The organism is Stutzerimonas sp. LR2 (genome assembly GCF_055755175.1).
On the sequence record NZ_JBVTRR010000001.1, the window covers coordinates 922,861 to 941,069 of the forward strand.

15 protein-coding genes are annotated in these 18,209 nt (G+C 67.8%); 9 read left to right on the plus strand and 6 right to left on the minus strand.

What is annotated here, in order from left to right:
- Positions 1-6 precede the first annotated feature (6 nt).
- Positions 7-1,857: an exodeoxyribonuclease V subunit alpha gene (gene recD / locus ACVRRC_RS04305; protein WP_423565763.1), complete on the plus strand. Its 1,851-nt coding sequence runs from the start codon at positions 7-9 to the stop codon at positions 1,855-1,857.
- A 130-nt stretch (positions 1,858-1,987) separates the two neighbouring features.
- A complete protein-coding gene (locus ACVRRC_RS04310; RefSeq protein WP_014598042.1) occupies positions 1,988-2,431 on the plus strand; it encodes a hypothetical protein in 444 nt (147 codons plus the stop codon).
- On the opposite strand, the gene ACVRRC_RS04315 is transcribed toward ACVRRC_RS04310, so the two are convergent.
- Positions 2,432-3,340 (minus strand): AEC family transporter, encoded by a 909-nt coding sequence (locus tag ACVRRC_RS04315; protein ID WP_020305612.1) that lies wholly within the window; start codon positions 3,338-3,340, stop codon positions 2,432-2,434.
- 172 nt (positions 3,341-3,512) lie between these two features.
- Here ACVRRC_RS04315 and ACVRRC_RS04320 point away from each other — a divergent pair, with 172 nt between their 5' ends.
- A complete protein-coding gene (locus ACVRRC_RS04320; RefSeq protein ID WP_014598040.1) occupies positions 3,513-4,706 on the plus strand; it encodes a GGDEF domain-containing protein in 1,194 nt (397 codons plus the stop codon).
- 10 nt (positions 4,707-4,716) lie between these two features.
- On the opposite strand, the gene ACVRRC_RS04325 is transcribed toward ACVRRC_RS04320, so the two are convergent.
- The gene (locus tag ACVRRC_RS04325; RefSeq protein ID WP_003303235.1) at positions 4,717-5,118 is read right to left on the minus strand and encodes an acyl-CoA thioesterase; all 402 of its coding nucleotides are present in this window, start codon (positions 5,116-5,118) and stop codon (positions 4,717-4,719) included.
- A 223-nt stretch (positions 5,119-5,341) separates the two neighbouring features.
- Here ACVRRC_RS04325 and ACVRRC_RS04330 point away from each other — a divergent pair, with 223 nt between their 5' ends.
- The 5 genes from ACVRRC_RS04330 (at position 5,342) to phoU (ending at position 12,234) form a co-directional block, all read left to right on the plus strand.
- Entirely contained in the window at positions 5,342-6,307 is a 966-nt protein-coding gene (locus ACVRRC_RS04330) for a PstS family phosphate ABC transporter substrate-binding protein (protein ID WP_013984376.1), read from the plus strand.
- Between the two features lie 161 nt (positions 6,308-6,468).
- On the plus strand, positions 6,469-8,745 hold the full coding sequence (locus ACVRRC_RS04335; protein WP_017244134.1) for an ABC transporter permease subunit: 2,277 nt from the start codon (positions 6,469-6,471) through the stop codon (positions 8,743-8,745).
- A 27-nt stretch (positions 8,746-8,772) separates the two neighbouring features.
- Positions 8,773-10,443, plus strand: a complete 1,671-nt coding sequence (gene pstA, locus ACVRRC_RS04340; RefSeq protein ID WP_279648108.1) for a phosphate ABC transporter permease PstA — start codon at positions 8,773-8,775, stop codon at positions 10,441-10,443.
- Positions 10,444-10,540: 97 nt separating this feature from the next.
- Positions 10,541-11,368, plus strand: a complete 828-nt coding sequence (pstB, locus tag ACVRRC_RS04345) for a phosphate ABC transporter ATP-binding protein PstB (protein ID WP_014598037.1) — start codon at positions 10,541-10,543, stop codon at positions 11,366-11,368.
- 137 nt (positions 11,369-11,505) lie between these two features.
- Positions 11,506-12,234, plus strand: coding sequence for a phosphate signaling complex protein PhoU (gene phoU / locus ACVRRC_RS04350; RefSeq protein WP_026006469.1), 729 nt, complete (start codon positions 11,506-11,508; stop codon positions 12,232-12,234).
- 55 nt (positions 12,235-12,289) lie between these two features.
- Here the strand turns inward: phoU and ACVRRC_RS04355 are convergent, their stop codons facing one another.
- Positions 12,290-13,204: a LysR family transcriptional regulator gene (locus ACVRRC_RS04355; protein WP_106442505.1), complete on the minus strand. Its 915-nt coding sequence runs from the start codon at positions 13,202-13,204 to the stop codon at positions 12,290-12,292.
- An 88-nt stretch (positions 13,205-13,292) separates the two neighbouring features.
- Here ACVRRC_RS04355 and ACVRRC_RS04360 point away from each other — a divergent pair, with 88 nt between their 5' ends.
- Positions 13,293-14,204 (plus strand): DMT family transporter, encoded by a 912-nt coding sequence (locus ACVRRC_RS04360; RefSeq protein WP_014598034.1) that lies wholly within the window; start codon positions 13,293-13,295, stop codon positions 14,202-14,204.
- A 29-nt stretch (positions 14,205-14,233) separates the two neighbouring features.
- Here ACVRRC_RS04360 and ACVRRC_RS04365 read toward each other — a convergent pair whose 3' ends face one another.
- From ACVRRC_RS04365 to ACVRRC_RS04375, 3 genes are all read right to left on the minus strand, one after another.
- Positions 14,234-15,607: a DUF3482 domain-containing protein gene (locus ACVRRC_RS04365; protein WP_472996660.1), complete on the minus strand. Its 1,374-nt coding sequence runs from the start codon at positions 15,605-15,607 to the stop codon at positions 14,234-14,236.
- Positions 15,600-16,994 (minus strand): DUF2868 domain-containing protein, encoded by a 1,395-nt coding sequence (locus ACVRRC_RS04370; RefSeq protein WP_472996661.1) that lies wholly within the window; start codon positions 16,992-16,994, stop codon positions 15,600-15,602. The genes ACVRRC_RS04365 and ACVRRC_RS04370 overlap by 8 nt, the downstream gene beginning before the upstream one ends.
- Before the next feature lie 92 nt (positions 16,995-17,086).
- Complete coding sequence (locus ACVRRC_RS04375; protein ID WP_472996662.1) at positions 17,087-18,202, minus strand: glycerophosphodiester phosphodiesterase; 1,116 nt, start codon at positions 18,200-18,202, stop codon at positions 17,087-17,089.
- Positions 18,203-18,209: the final 7 nt, after the last annotated feature.

Consider the following 18,209-nt stretch of genomic DNA (forward strand, 5'->3'; position numbering starts at 1 on the left):
CGATATATGACCCTTGCCGATCTGCCCCTCGGCCCGCTGGAGCGCGCCTTTGTCGCCAGCCTGCAACGCCTGGAACCGCAGGCGCCCGAAGCGGTGCTACTCGCCGCCACGCTGTGCTGTGAGGCGCTGGCGGCCGGCGATGTCTGTCTACCACTGGAACGCCTGGCCGGAAGGCGCCCCTGGCCCGATGTCGATCTCAGCATGCCGGCGCTGCCCGTCTGGCGCGCACAGCTCGAAGCTTCCACGCTGATCGGGACACCGGACGACTACGCGCCGCTGACCTTGGTCGGCAACCGGCTCTACCTGACCCGCTACCAGGCCTACGAACAGCAGCTGGCCAAACAGCTGCTGGCCCGCACCGGCGATGCGCCCGAGGTGGACGAAGCACGGCTCGCCGAGAGCCTGGCGCGCTTGTTCGCCTTCAATCAGCAGCGCCCCGACTGGCAGTGCCTGGCCGCCGCGCAGGCGGTACGCCGGCGCCTGGCGGTGATCTCCGGCGGTCCCGGCACCGGCAAGACCACCACCGTGGTGCGCCTGCTGGCGGCGTTGCTCGAGCAGCCTGGCGGCGAGCGCCTGGCCATCGGCCTCGCCGCACCCACCGGCAAGGCCGCGGCGCGCATGGCCGAGGCGATCCGCAACGCCAAGGCCGAGCTGCCGGTCAGCGATGCGGTGAAAGCGGCCCTGCCGGACGAGGCGCGGACCCTGCACCGCCTGCTCGGCAGCCGCGGCGACAGCCCCCGCGTGCGCCACGATGCGGCCAATCCGCTGGCGCTGGACGTACTGGTGGTGGACGAGGCGTCGATGGTCGACCTGGCGCTGATGGCCAAGCTGGTCGCCGCGCTGCCGCCGAAGGCGCGGCTGATCCTGCTCGGCGACAAGGATCAGCTGGCCGCCGTCGAGGCCGGCGCGGTGTTCGCCGAACTCTGCGAGGGCCGTGGCTTCGATGCCCGGGCGGCAAGCGAGCTGGAGCGCATCACCGGCCAGCCCGTGCCGGTCGAGACGCCGCGCTCGCGCCTCGGCGATGCGGTGGTGCTGCTCACCCACAGCCACCGCTTCGCCGGCGACAGCGGCATCGGCGAGCTGGCGCGGCGTATCAACGCCGGCGATGCGAAAGGCACCGTCGCGCTGCTGCAGGAAGGTCGTGCGGATCTCGCCTGGAACGCGGCGCCCAGCCCGACCGCCTTGATCGAGCGGCTGGAGCAGGGTTACGGCGGCTACCTGCAGGCTGCGCGGCAGGGCGATCCAGGCGCGGCGTTCGAGGCCTTCAACGGTTTCCGGGCGCTGACTGCGCAACGCGAGGGCCCGTTCGGCGTGACCGGTATCAACGAGGCGCTGGAAACGCGCTTCAGGCGTCGCCTCGGCGTGCCGGCCCGCGAACGCTGGTATCCCGGCCGTGCGGTGATGGTCCGGCAGAACGACTACGCGCTGGGGCTGTTCAACGGCGATGTCGGCCTGTGCCTGAAAACCGAGCAGGGCCTGCGGGTGTTCTTCGAGGGTGACGACGGTTACCGCGGCTTCGCGCCGGCACGGCTGCCGAGCCACGACAGCGCCTTCGCCATGACCGTGCACAAGAGCCAGGGCTCGGAATTCGCCGAGGTGCTGCTGGCATTGCCGGATCAGCCGAGCCCGCTGCTGACCCGCGCGCTGTTCTACACCGGCATCACCCGCGCCAAGCGCCGGGTGGAGATCTGGGCGCTGCCGGCACGTCTGGCCGAAGCGGTCAGCACCCGCGCCGAGCGCGCCGCCGGGCTGGCCGAGCGGCTGGTTCCGGCGGGTGCCGCGGCCGATGCCGATGCGGTGCCAGAAGCCCCGATCGGTGCGGCGCCAACCGAGGGCGATCAGCTCAGCCTGTTCTAAAAGCGTGCGCGGCTGCTCGAAGCCGGCACGATCGCGGCTCATCGCCTCCGTTTCGTGAAGCGGTTGTGGGTTTGGCTGGCGCAATTCTGTTCCGATGCGCGTTCGCCGAAAGCCGATACCAGGACTCGCGATGAAAACCTTCTTTCTTCTGCTCTGGGGCGCGCTCAGCCTGACAATCAGTACTGCGGCGCTGCGTGCCCTCTGGCTCGAGCCGTCGCTGGCCAGCGGTTTCGCGCTGCTGCTGGTCGTCTACTACATCGTCTGCTTCTTCCAGCTCATCCGTGCTGCCTATCTGCCGTGGGGGCTGCTGGGTGCCTACCGGCGTGCCGGCTATTGGCTGTGCCTGATCCTGCTGCCGCTGACGCTGATTCCCCTGCATGCCGCCTATGAGATATGGCAGCAGGGCGGCTACGTCGCGGTCGAAGCCTCGCTGCATACCGAGTGGCTGCACCTGCTGCTCGGCTGGTTGCAGGACGCCCTCGGTTACCTCGGGCCGCTGCTGGTGCTGTGTGCCGTGGGCATCGGCCTGGCGCTGATGCTGCTGCGTCTGTTGCGTGGGCAGGTGGCGCGCTGATCAGCCGTTCAGCAGGGTGAGCACCAACGGCAGGCTGGCCGCAGCCAGCAGCGTCTGCAGGGTGATGATGCCGGCCATCAGGTGGCTGTCGCCGCCGAGCTGGCGGGTCAGCACGTAGGCCGTCGGCGCGGTGGGCAGGGCGAAGAACAGCACCAGGATGGTCGTTTCCATCGCCGGCAGGCCGAGCACGACCGCGACGCCGTAGGCCAGCAGGGGCACGGCGAGCAGACGTACCGCGCAGTTCCAGCCCAGCGCCGGGATTTCCCCGCCCAGTTCCTGCGGCTTGAGCGCCGCGCCGACACAGAGCAGGCCCAGTGGCAGGCTGGCTGCGGCCAGCAGGCCGAGCAGCCGGTCGGTGCCGCCCGGCAATCCCAGCCCTGACAGATTCACCAGCGCGCCGGTCAGGCAGGCCAGGATCAGCGGGTTCTTCGCGATCGGCAGCAGCAGCCCGCGTACGCTGACGCCGCGCTCGGCGGTCAGCGCCCAGACCGACATCACGTTCACCGTCGGTACCATGAGCGCCAGCATCAGTGCTGCCAGGGCCAGGCCTTCCTTGCCGAACAGGCTGCCGACCGCCGCCAGCCCGAGGTAGGTGTTGAAACGCAGCACGCCCTGGGTGATGGCACCGAAGCGGCCAGCGGACCAGCCGCGCAGTCGCTTGGCGATCAGCAGTCCGACCCAGGCCAGACCGAGGCCGAGCATCACCGCGCCGGCCAGTTGCGGCAGGGCGGGGTTGTCCAGCGGCGCGGTGGCCAGGCTGCTGAACAACAGGGCAGGAAACAGGACGAAGTAGTTGATGCGCTCGGCGCCGGGCCAGAACTCCTCGCTGGGAAAGGCCCGCAGACGCAGGAAATAACCAGCAACGATCAGCGCGAACAGAGGCCAGAGGGCCAGCAGAAGGGTGGTCACGGATACATCCAGCAATGCATGTGGGTCGATCTTCGATGCTGGAAACGTCCAGTGCAAGTCTTGTGTCCAACCAGCCATTCGCCGCTGTCGCTACGCTGGTCGGGCCAGGAACCATCAGTAATGGCTCGGTGATATCATTCATGCCCTGAACCGCGAGCTGCCGATGTCACCCATGATCGACCATCCCTCTGCCGAGGATTTTCGCGATACCCCCTACGGCCGGCAGCTGCACAGCGGGTTTCGTCTCCTGCGCTTCAAGTCCGAGCTGGAACGCGAGTTTCGCCAGTACCTGGATCGGCATGCGCGCACGTCGCAGCGGCTCGCCGCGCTGCTGCTGATCATTGCCGTCTCCGGCTACCTCTATGTCGAGCACCGGCTGTTCAGCCTCGCCGACACCGGCTGGCTGGCGACGCTGACGCTGCTGCGCATCCTGCAGATCCTGCCCGGTGTCGTCGTGCTGGTGCTGACGTTCTACAGCCGCACCTTTCGCGCCCAGGCCAACCGTATCTTTCCGGTGCTGCTGGTGCTCATCGGGATCATCGCCGCGCTGATCGACATTCGCTTCGAGGCCCTGGGAACCGAGCTGAACTTCCGCTACGGCGCCGGATTGCTGATCGTCAGCTCGTTCTTCTTCCTCGGCGTGACCTTCTGGTGGGCACTGCTCTGCGCGGTGCTGATCGTGGTGGCCGATGTGCTCATCGCCGGTCTGATTCTCACGCCCGAACAGATGCCCGAGCACTGGATTGCGGTCAGCTACTACCTGCTGCTGCTGATCATCGGTGCCATCAGCCGCTACGTTCACGAGTATTCGCAGCGCGACCAGTTCCTGATGCGCAAGCTGCTGGGCTGGGTGGCCGAGCATGATGCCCTGAGCGGCCTGGCCAATCGGCGCAGTCACGACCTGGCGTTGCGTCAGCGGATCGCCCAGGCGCGCCGGGACCGCCAGCCGCTGAGCCTGCTGTTGCTCGATCTGGATGATTTCAAGGCCTACAACGATACCTTCGGCCATCCGGCCGGCGATGCGCTGATCCGTTCATTCGGCGAGCTGGTGGCAAAGTTCGCCCGACGGCCGTTGGATCAGGCTGCGCGGGTCGGTGGCGAGGAGTTCGCGCTGCTGCTGTACAACTGCGACAACGCGGCGGCGCAACGCATCGCGCGGCAGCTGGTGGCCGCGCTGGCGGCGCTGGAGGTCAGGCATCCGCGCGATCCGGCGTCGCGCGTGGGGGTCAGCATCGGCGTGGCCACGCTGCAGGATGGTCAGCAGGCCGAGCAGCTCTATCACAACGCCGACATGGCGCTGTACCAGGCCAAGACGACCGGCAAGAACCGCTTCGCGGTCGCCCCCGGGCAGGCGCGCCGCGACTAGCTGGCCAACCTCAGCGGCGCGGCGGGACCGAACGGGTGCGGCCGCTGCCGTCGATGGCGACGAAGACGAACACCGCCTCGGTGACCTTGCGCCATTCGCTGGACAGCGGGTCGTCGCTCCAGACTTCCACCAGCATGCGGATCGAGCTGCGCCCGACTTCCAGCGTCTGGGTATAGAAGGACAGCTGCGCGCCGACGGCCACCGGCACCATGAAGGCCATCCGATCGATGGACACCGTGGCCACGCGGCCGGCCGCCACGCGGCTGGCCATCGCGGTACCGGCCAGGTCCATCTGCGACACCAGCCAGCCGCCGTAGATATCGCCGAACCCGTTGGTTTCGCGCGGCAATGCGGTGAGCTGCAGGGCCAGGTCGCCCTGGGGAATCGGATCTTCCTGTTCGTATTCTTTCATCGGTCGGACTCGCGGCGCGTTTGTTGTTCTGGCGCGAAATGCCCGCGCTAGCGCGGGCGACGGCGCCGAGTATAGCGGCAGTGCAGACGTACAGCGACCGCGCTGGGTCAATGGGCCGGTTCGTAATCAGATTGTCACACTTGCTTCATAGAGTGTTCACACGGCCTGCAGATACTGGCCCCCGTTCCAACACACTCGAGCACACACCTGCTAGGAGCAAGGTATGAAACTGAATCGTTTGATGGCGGCCCTCACCTTCGTAGCCGCTGGCGTGGGCGCCGCAAGCGCAGTCGCTGCAGTAGACCCGGCACTGCCGAGCTACCAGAAGACCTCTGGCGTTTCCGGCAACCTGTCCAGCGTCGGTTCCGACTCGCTGGCCAACCTGATGACGCTCTGGGCCGAAGAGTTCAAGCGCAGCTACCCGAACGTCAACATTCAGATCCAGGCCGCCGGTTCCTCCACCGCGCCGCCCGCGCTGACCGAAGGCACCGCCAACATGGGCCCGATGAGCCGCCCCATGAAGGACAACGAGATCCAGGCCTTCGAAGAGAAGTACGGCTACAAGCCGACCGCCGTACCGGTGGCCATCGACGCCCTGGCGGTGTTCGTGCACAAGGACAACCCGATCAAGTCCCTGGACATCGAGCAGGTCGACGCCATCTTCTCCAGCACCCGCCTGTGCGGTGGCGAGAAGGACATCAAGACCTGGGGCGACCTGGGCATGACCGGCGAGTGGGCTGCCAAGCCGATCCAGCTGTTCGGCCGCAACTCGGTATCCGGTACCTACGGCTACTTCAAGGAAGAAGCCCTGTGTAAAGGCGACTTCAAGTCCAACGTCAACGAGCAGCCGGGTTCGGCCTCGGTGGTGCAGTCCATCTCCAGCACCCTGAACGCCATCGGTTACTCGGGCATCGGCTACAAGACCTCCAGCGTGCGCGCCGTACCGCTGTCCAAGGGCGGCGAAGCCTTCGAGGCGAGCGAAGAGAACGCCCTGGCCGGGAAATTCCCGCTGGCTCGCTTCTTCTACGTCTACGTCAACAAGGCGCCGAACAAGCCGCTGAGCCCGATCGACGCCGAGTTCCTCAAGCTGGTGCTTTCCAAGCAGGGCCAGGACGTCGTGGTCAAGGACGGCTACATCCCGCTGCCGAAGAAGGTGGTCGACAAGACCATGCAGGAGCTGGGTCTGTAAGACCCGCGTAACGGCCGGCGCCCACTGCGCCGACCTTGCGCAGATGCCCGCCACGCTGAACGCGCTGGCGGGCATCGTCGCGTCACCTGGCTGTAACTTTTCTGTCACACGGCTTTATTAGATTAGGCGCCCCGAAGGGCCGCTCGGCCCAGGAGCCTGGCATGAACGACATGGACAACATGACCGCGAATTCCGATGTGCAACGGCTGGACTTCAACACGCCGGCACTGCAGCGCAAGCGGCGCATACGCGCGCTGAAAGACCACCTGGCGCGCTGGTACGTGTCCATCGGCGGCCTGGCCGTGCTGGGCGCCATCACCCTGATCTTCTTCTATCTGGCGCAGGTCGTGCTGCCGATGTTCCAGGGCGCCGAGCTGGAGGCCCGCAAGGCTCAGCAGCCGGCCTGGCTGGCCGATGCCGGCAAGCCGCTGCTGCTGGCCATCGAAGAGCAGAACCAGGTCGCCCTGCGTCTGGGCGAGGACGGCCAGGCGCGTTTCTTCAGCCTGCGCGACGGTGCGCTGCTGACGAGCAAGCCCCTGCCGCTGCCGGAAGGCAGCCGCATCGTCTCGGTGGGCCAGGACACCCCCGGCACCCGCCGGCTGGTGCTCGGTCTGGACAATGGCCAGGCCCTGGTGCTGGAGCACAACTACAAGGTCACCTACCCGAACAACCAGAAGACCATCACCCCCGAGCTCGCCTATCCCTTCGGCGAGGCGCCGCTTGAGCTCGATCCGGAAGGCCGCCCCATCGAGCGTGCCGCCATCAGCCTGAACGGCAAGACCCTGCTGGTCGCCGGCGCCACCGGCAGCGCGCTGCATGCCCAGCGCATCGCCAGCAGCGAGAACCTGCTGACCGGCGAGGTCACGCTTGAGCAGGAGCGCCTGAACCTGCCGCAGCTGGCCGAGCCGATCCGTCAGCTGCTGATCGACCCGCGGCACATGTGGCTTTACGCGATCAGCGGCAAGGCCAGCGCGGATGTCTTCGACCTGCGCCGCAAGCAGCTCAACGGTCGTTACAAGCTGGTCGGCGACGGCAGCGAGATCACCAGCGTCAGCCCGCTGCTGGGCGGCATCTCGCTGATGGTGGGCGACTCCAGGGGCAGCATCGGCCAGTGGTTCATGGTGCGTGCGGCCGATGGCCAGGCCGAACTGAAGAACGTGCGCAACTTCAAGCTGGGCAGCAGCCCGGTCCGCCAGATCCTCCCGGAGGAGCGCCGCAAGGGCTTCCTCGCCCTGGACGACAGCGGCAGTGTCGGCATCTTCCACAGCACCGCACACCGCACGCTGCTCAAGGAGCAGGTCGCCGATGGCGCCGCGCTGGCGGCCATGTCGCCGCGCGCCACACGTCTGCTGCTGGAGTCGGCGCAGGGGCTGCAGCGCTTCGTCATCGACAACCCGCACCCGGAGATTTCCTGGAGCGCGCTGTGGGGCAAGGTCTGGTACGAGAGCTATCCGGAGCCCGATTACGTCTGGCAGTCCACCTCCGCCAACAGCGATTTCGAACCCAAGCTGAGCCTCGCGCCGCTGGCCTTCGGCACGCTCAAGGCAGCCTTCTACGCCATGCTGCTGGCGGCCCCGCTGGCCATCTGCGCGGCGTTCTATACCGCCTACTTCATGGCGCCGTCGCTGCGCCGCAAGGTCAAGCCGGTGATCGAGCTGATGGAGGCGCTGCCGACGGTGATTCTCGGCTTCTTCGCCGGCCTGTTTCTCGCGCCGTTCCTGGAGAACCACCTGCCGGGCATCTTCGCCCTGCTGCTGCTGATGCCGGTGGGCATCCTCTTCGCCGCCTGGACCTGGAGCCGCCTGCCGCAAAGCGTGCGCCTGGCGATCCCGGAAGGCTGGGAAGCGGTGCTGCTGATCCCGGTGATCCTGCTGGTGGGCTTCGGCTCGCTGGAGATCAGCGGGCACCTGGAGAACTGGTTCTTCGGCGGTGACATGCGCCTGTGGCTGTCCAACGACATGGGTATCCCGTTCGACCAGCGCAACGCCCTGGTGATCGGCCTGGCGATGGGCTTCGCGGTGATCCCGACCATCTACTCGATCGCCGAGGACGCCGTGTTCAGTGTGCCGCGCAGCCTCACCCTGGGCTCCCTGGCCCTCGGTGCAACGCCCTGGCAGACGCTGACCCGCGTGGTGCTGCTGACCGCCAGCCCCGGCATCTTCTCGGCGCTGATGATCGGCATGGGCCGTGCCGTGGGCGAGACCATGATCGTGCTGATGGCCACCGGCAACACGCCGATCATGGAAGCCAACATCTTCGAAGGCATGCGCACCCTGGCCGCCAACGTCGCGGTGGAAATGCCCGAATCCGAGGTGGGTGGCACCCATTACCGCGTGCTGTTCCTCGCCGCGCTCGTCCTGCTGATGTTCACCTTCGTGATGAACACCCTGGCCGAGCTGATTCGCCAGCGCCTGCGCGGCAAGTACGCCAGCCTGTAACCCGATTTCGCCAAAAGGTATCGATCCGTGAAAAAGGATTCGTTGAACAGCTGGGTCAAGAGCGGCACGCCCTGGATCTGGATGAACGCCGGCGCGGTGTCCATCGCCGTGATCATGACCCTGGGGCTGCTGGCGATCATCGCCGTGCGCGGTCTGGCGCACTTCTGGCCGGCCGACGTGATCGTCGCCGACTACAGCATGCCCGGCGCGGAAATGCGCGTGCTGGCCGGCGAGGTGGTGCAGGCCGAGGAAGTGCCACGGGCGCGCCTGGCTGCCAGCGGGCTGCCGGTGAATGTCGAGGGCGGCGAGTTCATGACCCGCGAGCTGCTCAAGGTCGGTAACCGCGAGGTGTACGGCGCGGACTTCTCCTGGGTGATCGGCGAATGGCTGAGCAACCAGCGCAAGCCGGCCGAGCTGGTGGTGCTGGAGCGTCGCGAGTGGGGCAACTTCTACGGCTATCTGCTCAACGTCAAGGAAGCCGGCCAGCTGGTCGCCGAAGGCGATGCCGCCTGGGGCGAGCTGCAGCGTCGGATCGATCGGGTCGACCAGCTGCATGCGCAGATCTCGCGCATCGAGAAGGTGGAGATCGGCCGCATCAACCATGGCCTCGAACGCCTGCGTCTGAAGACCCGCAAGCTGGAGCTGGACGACCGTCTGGATGCGGCCGCCCAGGCCGATCTGGACGCCGAGCGCGCCCAGTGGGATGCCGAGTACCGGGTGCTGGAAGACAAGCTGGTGGCGCTGCAGCAGCAGTTCAACCGCGACAGCATCACCGTGCGCACCGCCGACGGCCGCGAGCAGGAGATCACCCTCGGCAAGGTGGTGCGGGCGTTCCAGCCCAATGCCATGTCGACGCCGCAGAAGCTGATGTTCTACTTCGCCAAGCTGTGGGAGTTCGTCAGCGACGAGCCGCGTGAGGCGAACACCGAAGGCGGCGTGTTCCCGGCGATCTTCGGCACCGTGCTGATGACCCTGATCATGGCGGTGATCGTCACCCCCTTCGGTGTGATCGCCGCGGTCTACCTGCGCGAATATGCCAAGCAGGGCCTGCTCACCCGGATCATCCGCATCGCGGTGAACAACCTCGCTGGCGTGCCGTCGATCGTCTATGGCGTGTTCGGTCTGGGCTTCTTCGTCTACGTGCTGGGCGGATCGCTGGATCGGCTGTTCTATCCCGAAGCCGCACCGGCGCCGGTGTTCGGCACGCCGGGCCTGATGTGGGCCTCGCTGACCCTGGCCATCCTCACCCTGCCGGTGGTAATCGTCGCCACCGAGGAAGGCCTGGCGCGCATCCCCCGGATGATCCGTGAAGGCTCTCTGGCTCTCGGCGCGACCAAGTCCGAGACGTTGTGGAAGGTGGTGCTGCCGATGGCCAGCCCGGCGATGATGACCGGCCTGATCCTCGCTGTGGCGCGTGCCGCCGGCGAAGTGGCGCCGCTGATGCTGGTCGGCGTGGTCAAGCTGGCGCCGAACCTGCCGCTCAACGGCAACTACCCCTATCTGCATCTGGATCAGAAGATCATGCACCTGGGCTTCCACATTTACGACGTCGGCTTCCAGAGCCCCAACGTCGAGGCGGCGCGGCCGCTGGTCTACGCCACCGCGCTGCTGCTGGTACTGGTGATCGCCACGCTCAACTTCAGCGCGATCTACATCCGCAACCACCTGCGCGAAAAATACAAGGCGCTGGATCATTGATTGGCGCCGCCAGCCGCATCGTGGGCTTCCGAGGGAAGCACCCGTCGCGGATGGCGGCCTGTAGCTTGCAGCCCGAGGCTGCAAACGGAGCGAGCACATGCAAACCACCACCCATTCGATCGACATCTCGGCCCTGGGCCGCGACAAGCGCAGCCTGAGCCTGGCCAACGAGCAGGTCGCCATCGAGGTGCCCGACCTCAGCCTGTTCTACGGCCAGAAGCAGGCGTTGCACAACGTCAGCATGAACATTCCGCGCCAGCGCGTGACCGCCTTCATCGGCCCGTCCGGCTGCGGCAAGTCGACCCTGCTGCGCTGCTTCAACCGCATGAACGACCTGGTCGACGGCTGCCGCATCGAAGGTGCCATCAACCTCGACGGGCAGAACATCTACCAGAAGGGTGTGGATGTGGCCGACCTGCGCCGCCGCGTCGGCATGGTGTTCCAGAAGCCCAACCCGTTCCCCAAGAGCATCTACGAGAACGTGGTCTACGGCCTGCGCATCCAGGGCATCAAGCAGAAGCGCGTGCTCGACGAAACCGTCGAATGGGCGCTCAAGGGCGCGGCGCTGTGGGAGGAAGTGAAGGATCGTCTGCACGAGTCGGCACTCGGCCTCTCCGGTGGCCAGCAGCAGCGTCTGGTGATCGCCCGTACCATCGCCGTGCAGCCGGAAGTGCTGCTGCTCGACGAACCGAGCTCGGCCCTCGACCCGATTTCTTCGCTGAAGGTCGAGGAGCTGATCTACGAGCTCAAGTCCAAGTACACCATCGTCATCGTCACCCACAACATGCAGCAGGCCGCGCGGGTTTCCGACTACACCGCGTTCATGTACATGGGCAAACTGATCGAGTACGGCGACACCGATACGCTGTTCACCAACCCGGCCAAGAAGCAGACCGAAGACTACATCACCGGCCGCTACGGCTAGCCGGCCATGGCAAACCGCGCTGCGCGTTGTCGGCGGCGCTTGCCGTACTCGTTTTGCGCGCCGCCTCCTAGCGCAGCACGCTTTGCCAAGGGCCGGCTCGTCCGGCGAGAGAACCACAGTTTCGCAAGGGCTCGATGATGATCAGCAAAGACAGCCACACCCAACACATTTCCCAGCAGTTCAACGCCGAGCTGGAGGAGGTGCGCAGCCACCTGCTGGCCATGGGCGGGCTGGTGGAGAAGCAGGTCAACGACGCGGTCACCGCGCTGATTCAGGCCGATTCGGGCCTCGCCCAGCAGGTGCGCGAGGTGGACGACCAGATCAACCAGATGGAGCGCAACATCGACGAGGAGTGCGTGCGCATTCTCGCCCGCCGTCAGCCAGCGGCCTCCGACCTGCGTTTGATCATCAGCATTTCCAAGTCGGTGATCGACCTCGAGCGCATCGGTGACGAGGCGACCAAGATCGCCCGCCGTGCCATCCAGCTGTGCGAGGAAGGCGAGTCGCCCAAGGGCTACGTCGAGGTGCGCCATATCGGCGACCAGGTGCGCAAGATGGTGCAGGAGTCGCTGGACGCCTTCGCCCGCTTCGATGCGGACCTCGCGCTGTCGGTGGCGCAGTACGACAAGACCGTCGACCGCGAGTACAAGACCGCCCTGCGCGAGCTGGTCACCTACATGATGGAAGACCCGCGCTCGATCTCCCGCGTGCTCAGCGTGATCTGGGCGTTGCGCTCGCTGGAGCGCATCGGCGACCACGCACGCAACATCGCCGAACTGGTGATCTACCTGGTGCGCGGCACCGACGTGCGCCACCTCGGCCTGGCACGCATGGCCGAGGAAGTGGAAGGCACCAAGGAGCGCTGACAGGCGCGCCGGTAGCGGTGGGCGCCAGCCCACTGTCTGCGGATGCGCGTTGCGCTCAGCTGGCTATCAATGCCTCGCTCAGATAGTCGATCAGCGCACGTGTCTTCGGCGGCAGGTGGTGATTCTGTCGCCATAGCAGCCAGGCCGCGCCCTGGTAGGAGCCGGTGTAGCGCCACTGCGGCAGCACTTCGCGCAGCTGCCCGTCGGCCAGCGCCTGGGCAGCGGTGAAATGCGGCAGGCAGGTGATGCCCAGGCCTGCCAGCGCCACCAGTAACCGGGCCTCGCTGTGGTTGCTGATGTAGCGACCGCGCACCGTCACCGTTTCCTGTTGCTCGCCGCGGCGCAGGTGCCAGCGATTGTCTCCCGCCGTTTCCCCCAGATACAGGCAGCTGTGGCGCAGCAGGTCCTGCGGATGTTGCGGCTCGCCGTGGCGCTGCAGGTAGTCGGGGCTGGCGCAGAGCAGTTGGCGCACCGTCCCGAGCGGCTTGCCGGCCAGGCCTTCGGGTGGATTGTCGGTGACCTGCACCAGCAGGTCGAAACCGTCCTCGATCAGGTCCGGGCTCTGGTCGCTGATCCGCAGCTGCACATCGACCTCGGGGTAGCGCTGGAGAAAGGCCGGCATCGCCGGTCCGACGACGAACTTGCCATAGGCCTTCGGCACGCTCAGGCGCACCAGCCCGCGCGGGCTGCGCATCAGCCGCTCGCCGATGGCGACGGCAGCATCGGCCGCATCGAGCATGTCCCGGCAATGCTGGTAGAACTCCGCCCCGGCCTCGTTCAGCCGCAGCTGGCGTGTGGTGCGTTCCAGCAGGCGCAGCGCCAGGGCCTGCTCCAGCCGTGCTACCTGGCGGCTCACCGCCGACGGTGTGCTGCCCAGCAGGCGCGCGGCGCCGGAGAAGCTGCCGGCCTCGACCACCCGCACGAACACGGCCATGGAGGGCAGCAGGGCTGCGCTGTCATTCGTTCCCATGCGGAACAGGTCCTGTGCTGTTTCGCTGGATTATCGACTGCCGCGACAGGCCCGACAATCAGCGCCTGATTGGTGCGGGGATTCGAACATGAAAGGCACGTTGAGACAGGGGCTGTGGCTGGCCGATGGCATGCTGCTGACGGTGGCGCTGATCTGGGGCAGCAGCTATGCGGTGGCCAAGCAGGCGCTGCTGTTCTACCCGGTGCTGGGTTTTCTGGCGATCCGCTTCGGCCTGACCTTTGTCCTGCTGCTGCCGCAACTGCGCGGCGCCGGTCGCCGGGCGCTGCGCCCCGGCCTGCCGCTGGGGCTGGTGATGCTGGCGATCTTTCTCTGCGAGACCTGGGGCGTGATGCTGACCAGCGCCAGCAATGCGGCGTTTCTGATCAGCCTGTGCGTGGTGATCACACCGTTCATGGAATGGCTGCTGCTGCGCCAGCGGCCGCACAACACGCTGTTCCTCGCCTGCGCGCTGTCGCTGGCGGGCGTCTGGCTGCTGACCGGCGGGCCGCAGCTGTCGCTCAATCTCGGCGATGCGCTGATGCTGGCCGCCGCGTTGCTGCGCGCGGTGCTGGTCTGCCTGACTCGGCGATTGACGGCCGGCCGGGAAATCCCGGCACTGGCGTTGACTGCGGTGCAGAGTGGAGTCGTTGCGGCGGGCTGCATCCTGCTCGCCGTGTCGCTGCCGGGCGGACTGCCGGCGCTGCCGGTGGAGCCGGGTTTCTGGTTCGGCACGCTGTATCTGGTGCTGTTCGCCACGCTGTTCGCCATGTTTGCGCAGAACCGCGCGCTGGGGCGCAGCAGCGCAACGCGGGTGTCGCTGCTGATGGGCTCCGAACCGCTGTTCGGCGCGATCATCGCAGGTCTCTGGCTGGGTGAGCGGCTGGGGCCGATGGGCTGGGCGGGTGGGTTGCTGATCATGCTGGCAACGCTGTGCACCCTGGGCATCGGCCGCCAGCCGGCGCCGAGCACGGCCGGCGATGGTGCGCCGGCCCGTGCCTAGCGTGCAGGCATGGTGAAGCGGCAGGCTGGTCAGCCCCGCCGCAGTTCGGTCTGCAGCTCGTCAAGCGCCGTCTGGCGCTCGCCGTCCTGCAGGCGGGCGCCGGGGTTGAGCGAGGACCACTCGGGATGCGCGCGACAGCGTTGCAGGGCTTCGGGCAGCTTTCCCTCGCGCCAGCCCTGATCCTGTGGCGTGGCCAGGCGGATCGCCTCGGTGGCGGCGTGCCCCCGAGTCGCGAGCACGGCCAGCAGTTGACGCTGGCGCAGGGCGAGCAGGCGCAGTACGGCGTCGTCGACGCTCAGCTCGCGCTGCCCCTTGAGCTTGCCGAGCAGGCGATTGCCATAGTGCCGCGCGGTCTGCGCGCCGCCGCCGGCGATGGCGCCGAGCAGCGCCGCTGCGCCGAGGGTGATGCCGCCGACCATCAGGTCGACGCCGGCACCGGCCGCGGCACCTGCGGCCATGCCGCCGCCGATCTTCACGCCCAGCTGCTTGAGGGTCTCGGGGTTGAACAGGTCGTCGCCCCAGCGCCCGTCGAGCAGCGGCAGATCACTGGCCGCCGCATCGTCCTGGCGAAAGGCATACAGGCGCAGCAGCGCCTCGACGCAGCGCTGCTCGCGGCGGCGCACGGCATCGTGCAATTCACGAATGGCGCCGCGCTCCAGTTCCGGCTGTGCGGCCACGCTGCGTCGGCAGGCGGCGACATCCACCAGCAGCTCGGCGATCAACCGCTGGCCGCTGGCCAGACGTGCAGCAGCCTGGGCCTCGTGGTCCTCGATCAGCCGCTGCAGTTTGGGCCGCGCCTGTTCCAGCAGCAGCGCCAGGCTTTCGTACAGCCGGCGCTCACCATCCACCGGTGGCGCCACGCTGTCGAAGCGCACCAGCGCATGCAGGCCGAGGCGGGCCAGGGCCTGACGCCATTCCTCGTCGCGGTGCCCCGGCTGGGCGACGAAGTTGAGCACCGGCAACAGCGGCTTGCCGCAGCCGGCGAGCACCGCCAGCTCGTCCTTGTACTTGGCCAGCACCGGCTCACGGGCGTCGATCACGTAGAGCCCGGCGTCGCTGGCCAGCAGCTGACGCAGCACCTTGGCTTCCTGCTCGAAGCGCTGGCGTGCCTCGCTGCCGTCGAGAAAGCGCGCGGTGCGTGCCGGGCCGTCGAGGCGCTCACCGGGGCGCTCCAGCCGTTCGAGGTAGTCGAGCAGGGCGATGGCATCTTCCAGGCCGGGGGTGTCGTAAAGCTCCAGCAGCGGCTCGCCGTCCACCGACAGCCGCGCACCCTCGACGTGGCGGGTGGTGCTCGGCCGGTGCGAGACCTCACCGAAGCCGATGTCGCGGGTCAGGGTGCGCAGCAGCGAGGTCTTGCCGACATTGGTATGGCCGACCACGGCCAGTTTCAGCGCTTCAGTCATGGCCTGTCTCCAGCCAGCGCAGCGGGGCGCAGCTCGAATGCGCCAGCCCCAGGGTATCCAGCGCCTGGTGCCAGTCTTCCAGGCGCGCGCTGTCCAGCGCCTCGCCCGGGGGTGCCTGCAGCAGCCAGACGCGAGTCGCCGCCGCGCAGCGCGACAGCTCGCCGATCAGCGCCAGGGTGCCGCGGTCGGGTGAGCGTCGCGGATCACAGGCGACGGCCAGGCGTGCCGGCGGAAAGCGGGTCAGTTGATCGAGCAGCCGTCGGCGCCCCTCGCGGTCGTCGAGGATGCCGGCATCGGCGATACCCTTGGACAGAGCCGGCGGCCACGGGCGGCTGCCGTCCAGTTCGATGGCCACCAGCACGGCGCCAGCGCTGCCATCGAGCTGAGCGCCGGCAGTCGGTGCGTGTAGTTGGGCGGGCGCCGCATCACGGATGCCGAGGCGCTCGCTGGGTGGCTGCAGGCGTTCGCGCAGCAGGCGGTAGGCCGGCAGGTTCAGATCGAGGGTCAGCGCAGCCCGCCCACGCCGCCAGCGCCACAGACAGAGGCTCGCCAGCAGCAGTCGCGGCAGCAGGCCGTAGACCAGCAGCACGCCGACCAGCCAGCCGGCCCAGCGTTGCCGGGCGCCGTCCAGATCGCCGGCGAGTGCGCCGCTGGCGCGGATCTGCTCGACATCCGGCACGCTGAAGCCGAGCAGGGCCGGCAACGCGCCGAGGGCCTGAGTCAGGCCGACGAAGGCGTTCTCACCAAGGATGGTGGTTTCCCAGACGAAGCCGTAGCGGCGGGTCGCCAGCAGGGCGAGGAGGGTGAGCAGGGCGCTGGCCATCGCCAGCAGCCATAGGGCGTGCACGCCTGTTCCCAGCAACCAGCGGCCGAGTCGGCGCTGATGCAGCACGCTCAGCAGGGCTGGGGCCAACTGCGCGGCGCGGGCATCACGGGCGAGCTTTTCGCTCAGCCAGAGCCACAGCCGCCCCAGCGCGCCGCTGCTGTCACCGGTCAGCAGCAGGCCGAGCAGCCAGCCGAGCAGGGTCAGCAGGTTCAGCCCGAGCAGGCTGCCCAGCGCCCAGAACACGTTGACCGGTCGCTGCCCGTCGCCGAGCGCGGCGAAGGCCAGCCCGGCACCGGTGAAGAGCGCCAGCAGGATCAGCGCGAGCGCGCCCAGGCGGGCGCCCTGACGCCAGTGCCGGAGCGCCTCGATGAGCCCGTCACGGTGCGCCAGCCAGAGCGCGCGGCGCTCGATCAGCGTCGGCAGATCGCCGCCCTGGGTACGGGCCTGGCGGTTGGCCTCGTCGTCGTCCAGCGGCCCGGCATGCTCTTCGCGCAGGCGCACGGCTTCGGTCAGCCAGATTCGGTCGAGCGGAGTGAGATCGGGAGAGGGGCGGACGGTCACGCGGCTTCTCGCTGGCGGGTCGAGCCCTGAGGATAACCGCTGCCGCGCGGAACGGGGAAACGGGGAGCCGTTGCGGCTCCCCGCTGTGGTCGTCAGTCGGCGTTGCGCAGGCGCACGGCGATATCCGGCTGGTCGATGAACAGGCCATCGATGCCGGCATCGAGGAAGGCGCGGATCTCCGCTTCGCTGTCGCCGCGCTCGTGGCGCTTGTCGCTGCTGCGCAGGTTGGCCGGGAGGAAGGCGTTTTCTGCGCGGAAGGTGTACGGGTGGACCTTGAGCCCGACCGCATGGGCGGCGGCGACGAAGCCGGTCGGCGTGCCCAGATTGCCGTTGCCGTCACGCGGAATGATGTAGCTCTTCTCCGGGCCGACGCCGGCGGCGTAGCGGGAGATGGCCTTGAGCCCGGCGGGGGTGGCCATCTGCGCGTAGGTCAGCTTGGTCCCGCGCACCTGCTGGTCATACGGCTGGCCGGAGCTGAACAGCTGCACCAGGCGCAGCTGGGTCAGGCGGCTGAGGGTCTTGAGGTTGTCCACCTCGAACGACTGGATAGACACCGGCGCGTGGCGCCCGACGTAGCCGTTGCGGGTGAGGATGCGCACCAGCGGCTTCTCCATGGCCAGGCCGAGCTGCTGGAAATGCGTCGGATGCTTGGTTTCCGGGTACAGACCGATGCGCCGGCCCTGGCTGAGCTGCAGTGTTTTCACCAGGTCGATGATCTCCTGCAGGGTCGGGATTTCCAGGCTGCCGTCCATGCGGGCATTGCCCGGGCGGATATCCGGGATGCGCTCGATGGCGCGCAGGGTCTTCAGCTCGGCGAGGGTGAAGTCTTCGCTGAACCAGCCGGTGAGGGTGACGCCGTCGACCTGCTGGGTGCGCTTGCGATCGGCAAACTCGGGGCGCTGGGCGACATCGGTGGTCAGGCCCAGCTCGTTGTCGTGGCGGGCGACGATATGGCCGTCACGGGTCATCACCAGGTCCGGCTCGATGTAGTCGGCGCCCTGGAAAACGGCCAGGGCATAGGCGGCCAGGGTGTGCTCCGGTACATAGCCGCTGGCGCCGCGATGGGCGATCACCAGCGGGGTCGGCTCGCCCCGCGCAGCCTGGTGTTTCGCGGCGTGTTCATCCGGCGTAGCGAAGCCGGCGAGCGGTAGCAACAGGGTGCAGGCGGTGAGCCAGCGGCGAAGGGAAGCGGTGGTCTTGCGGGCCATTTCGGCA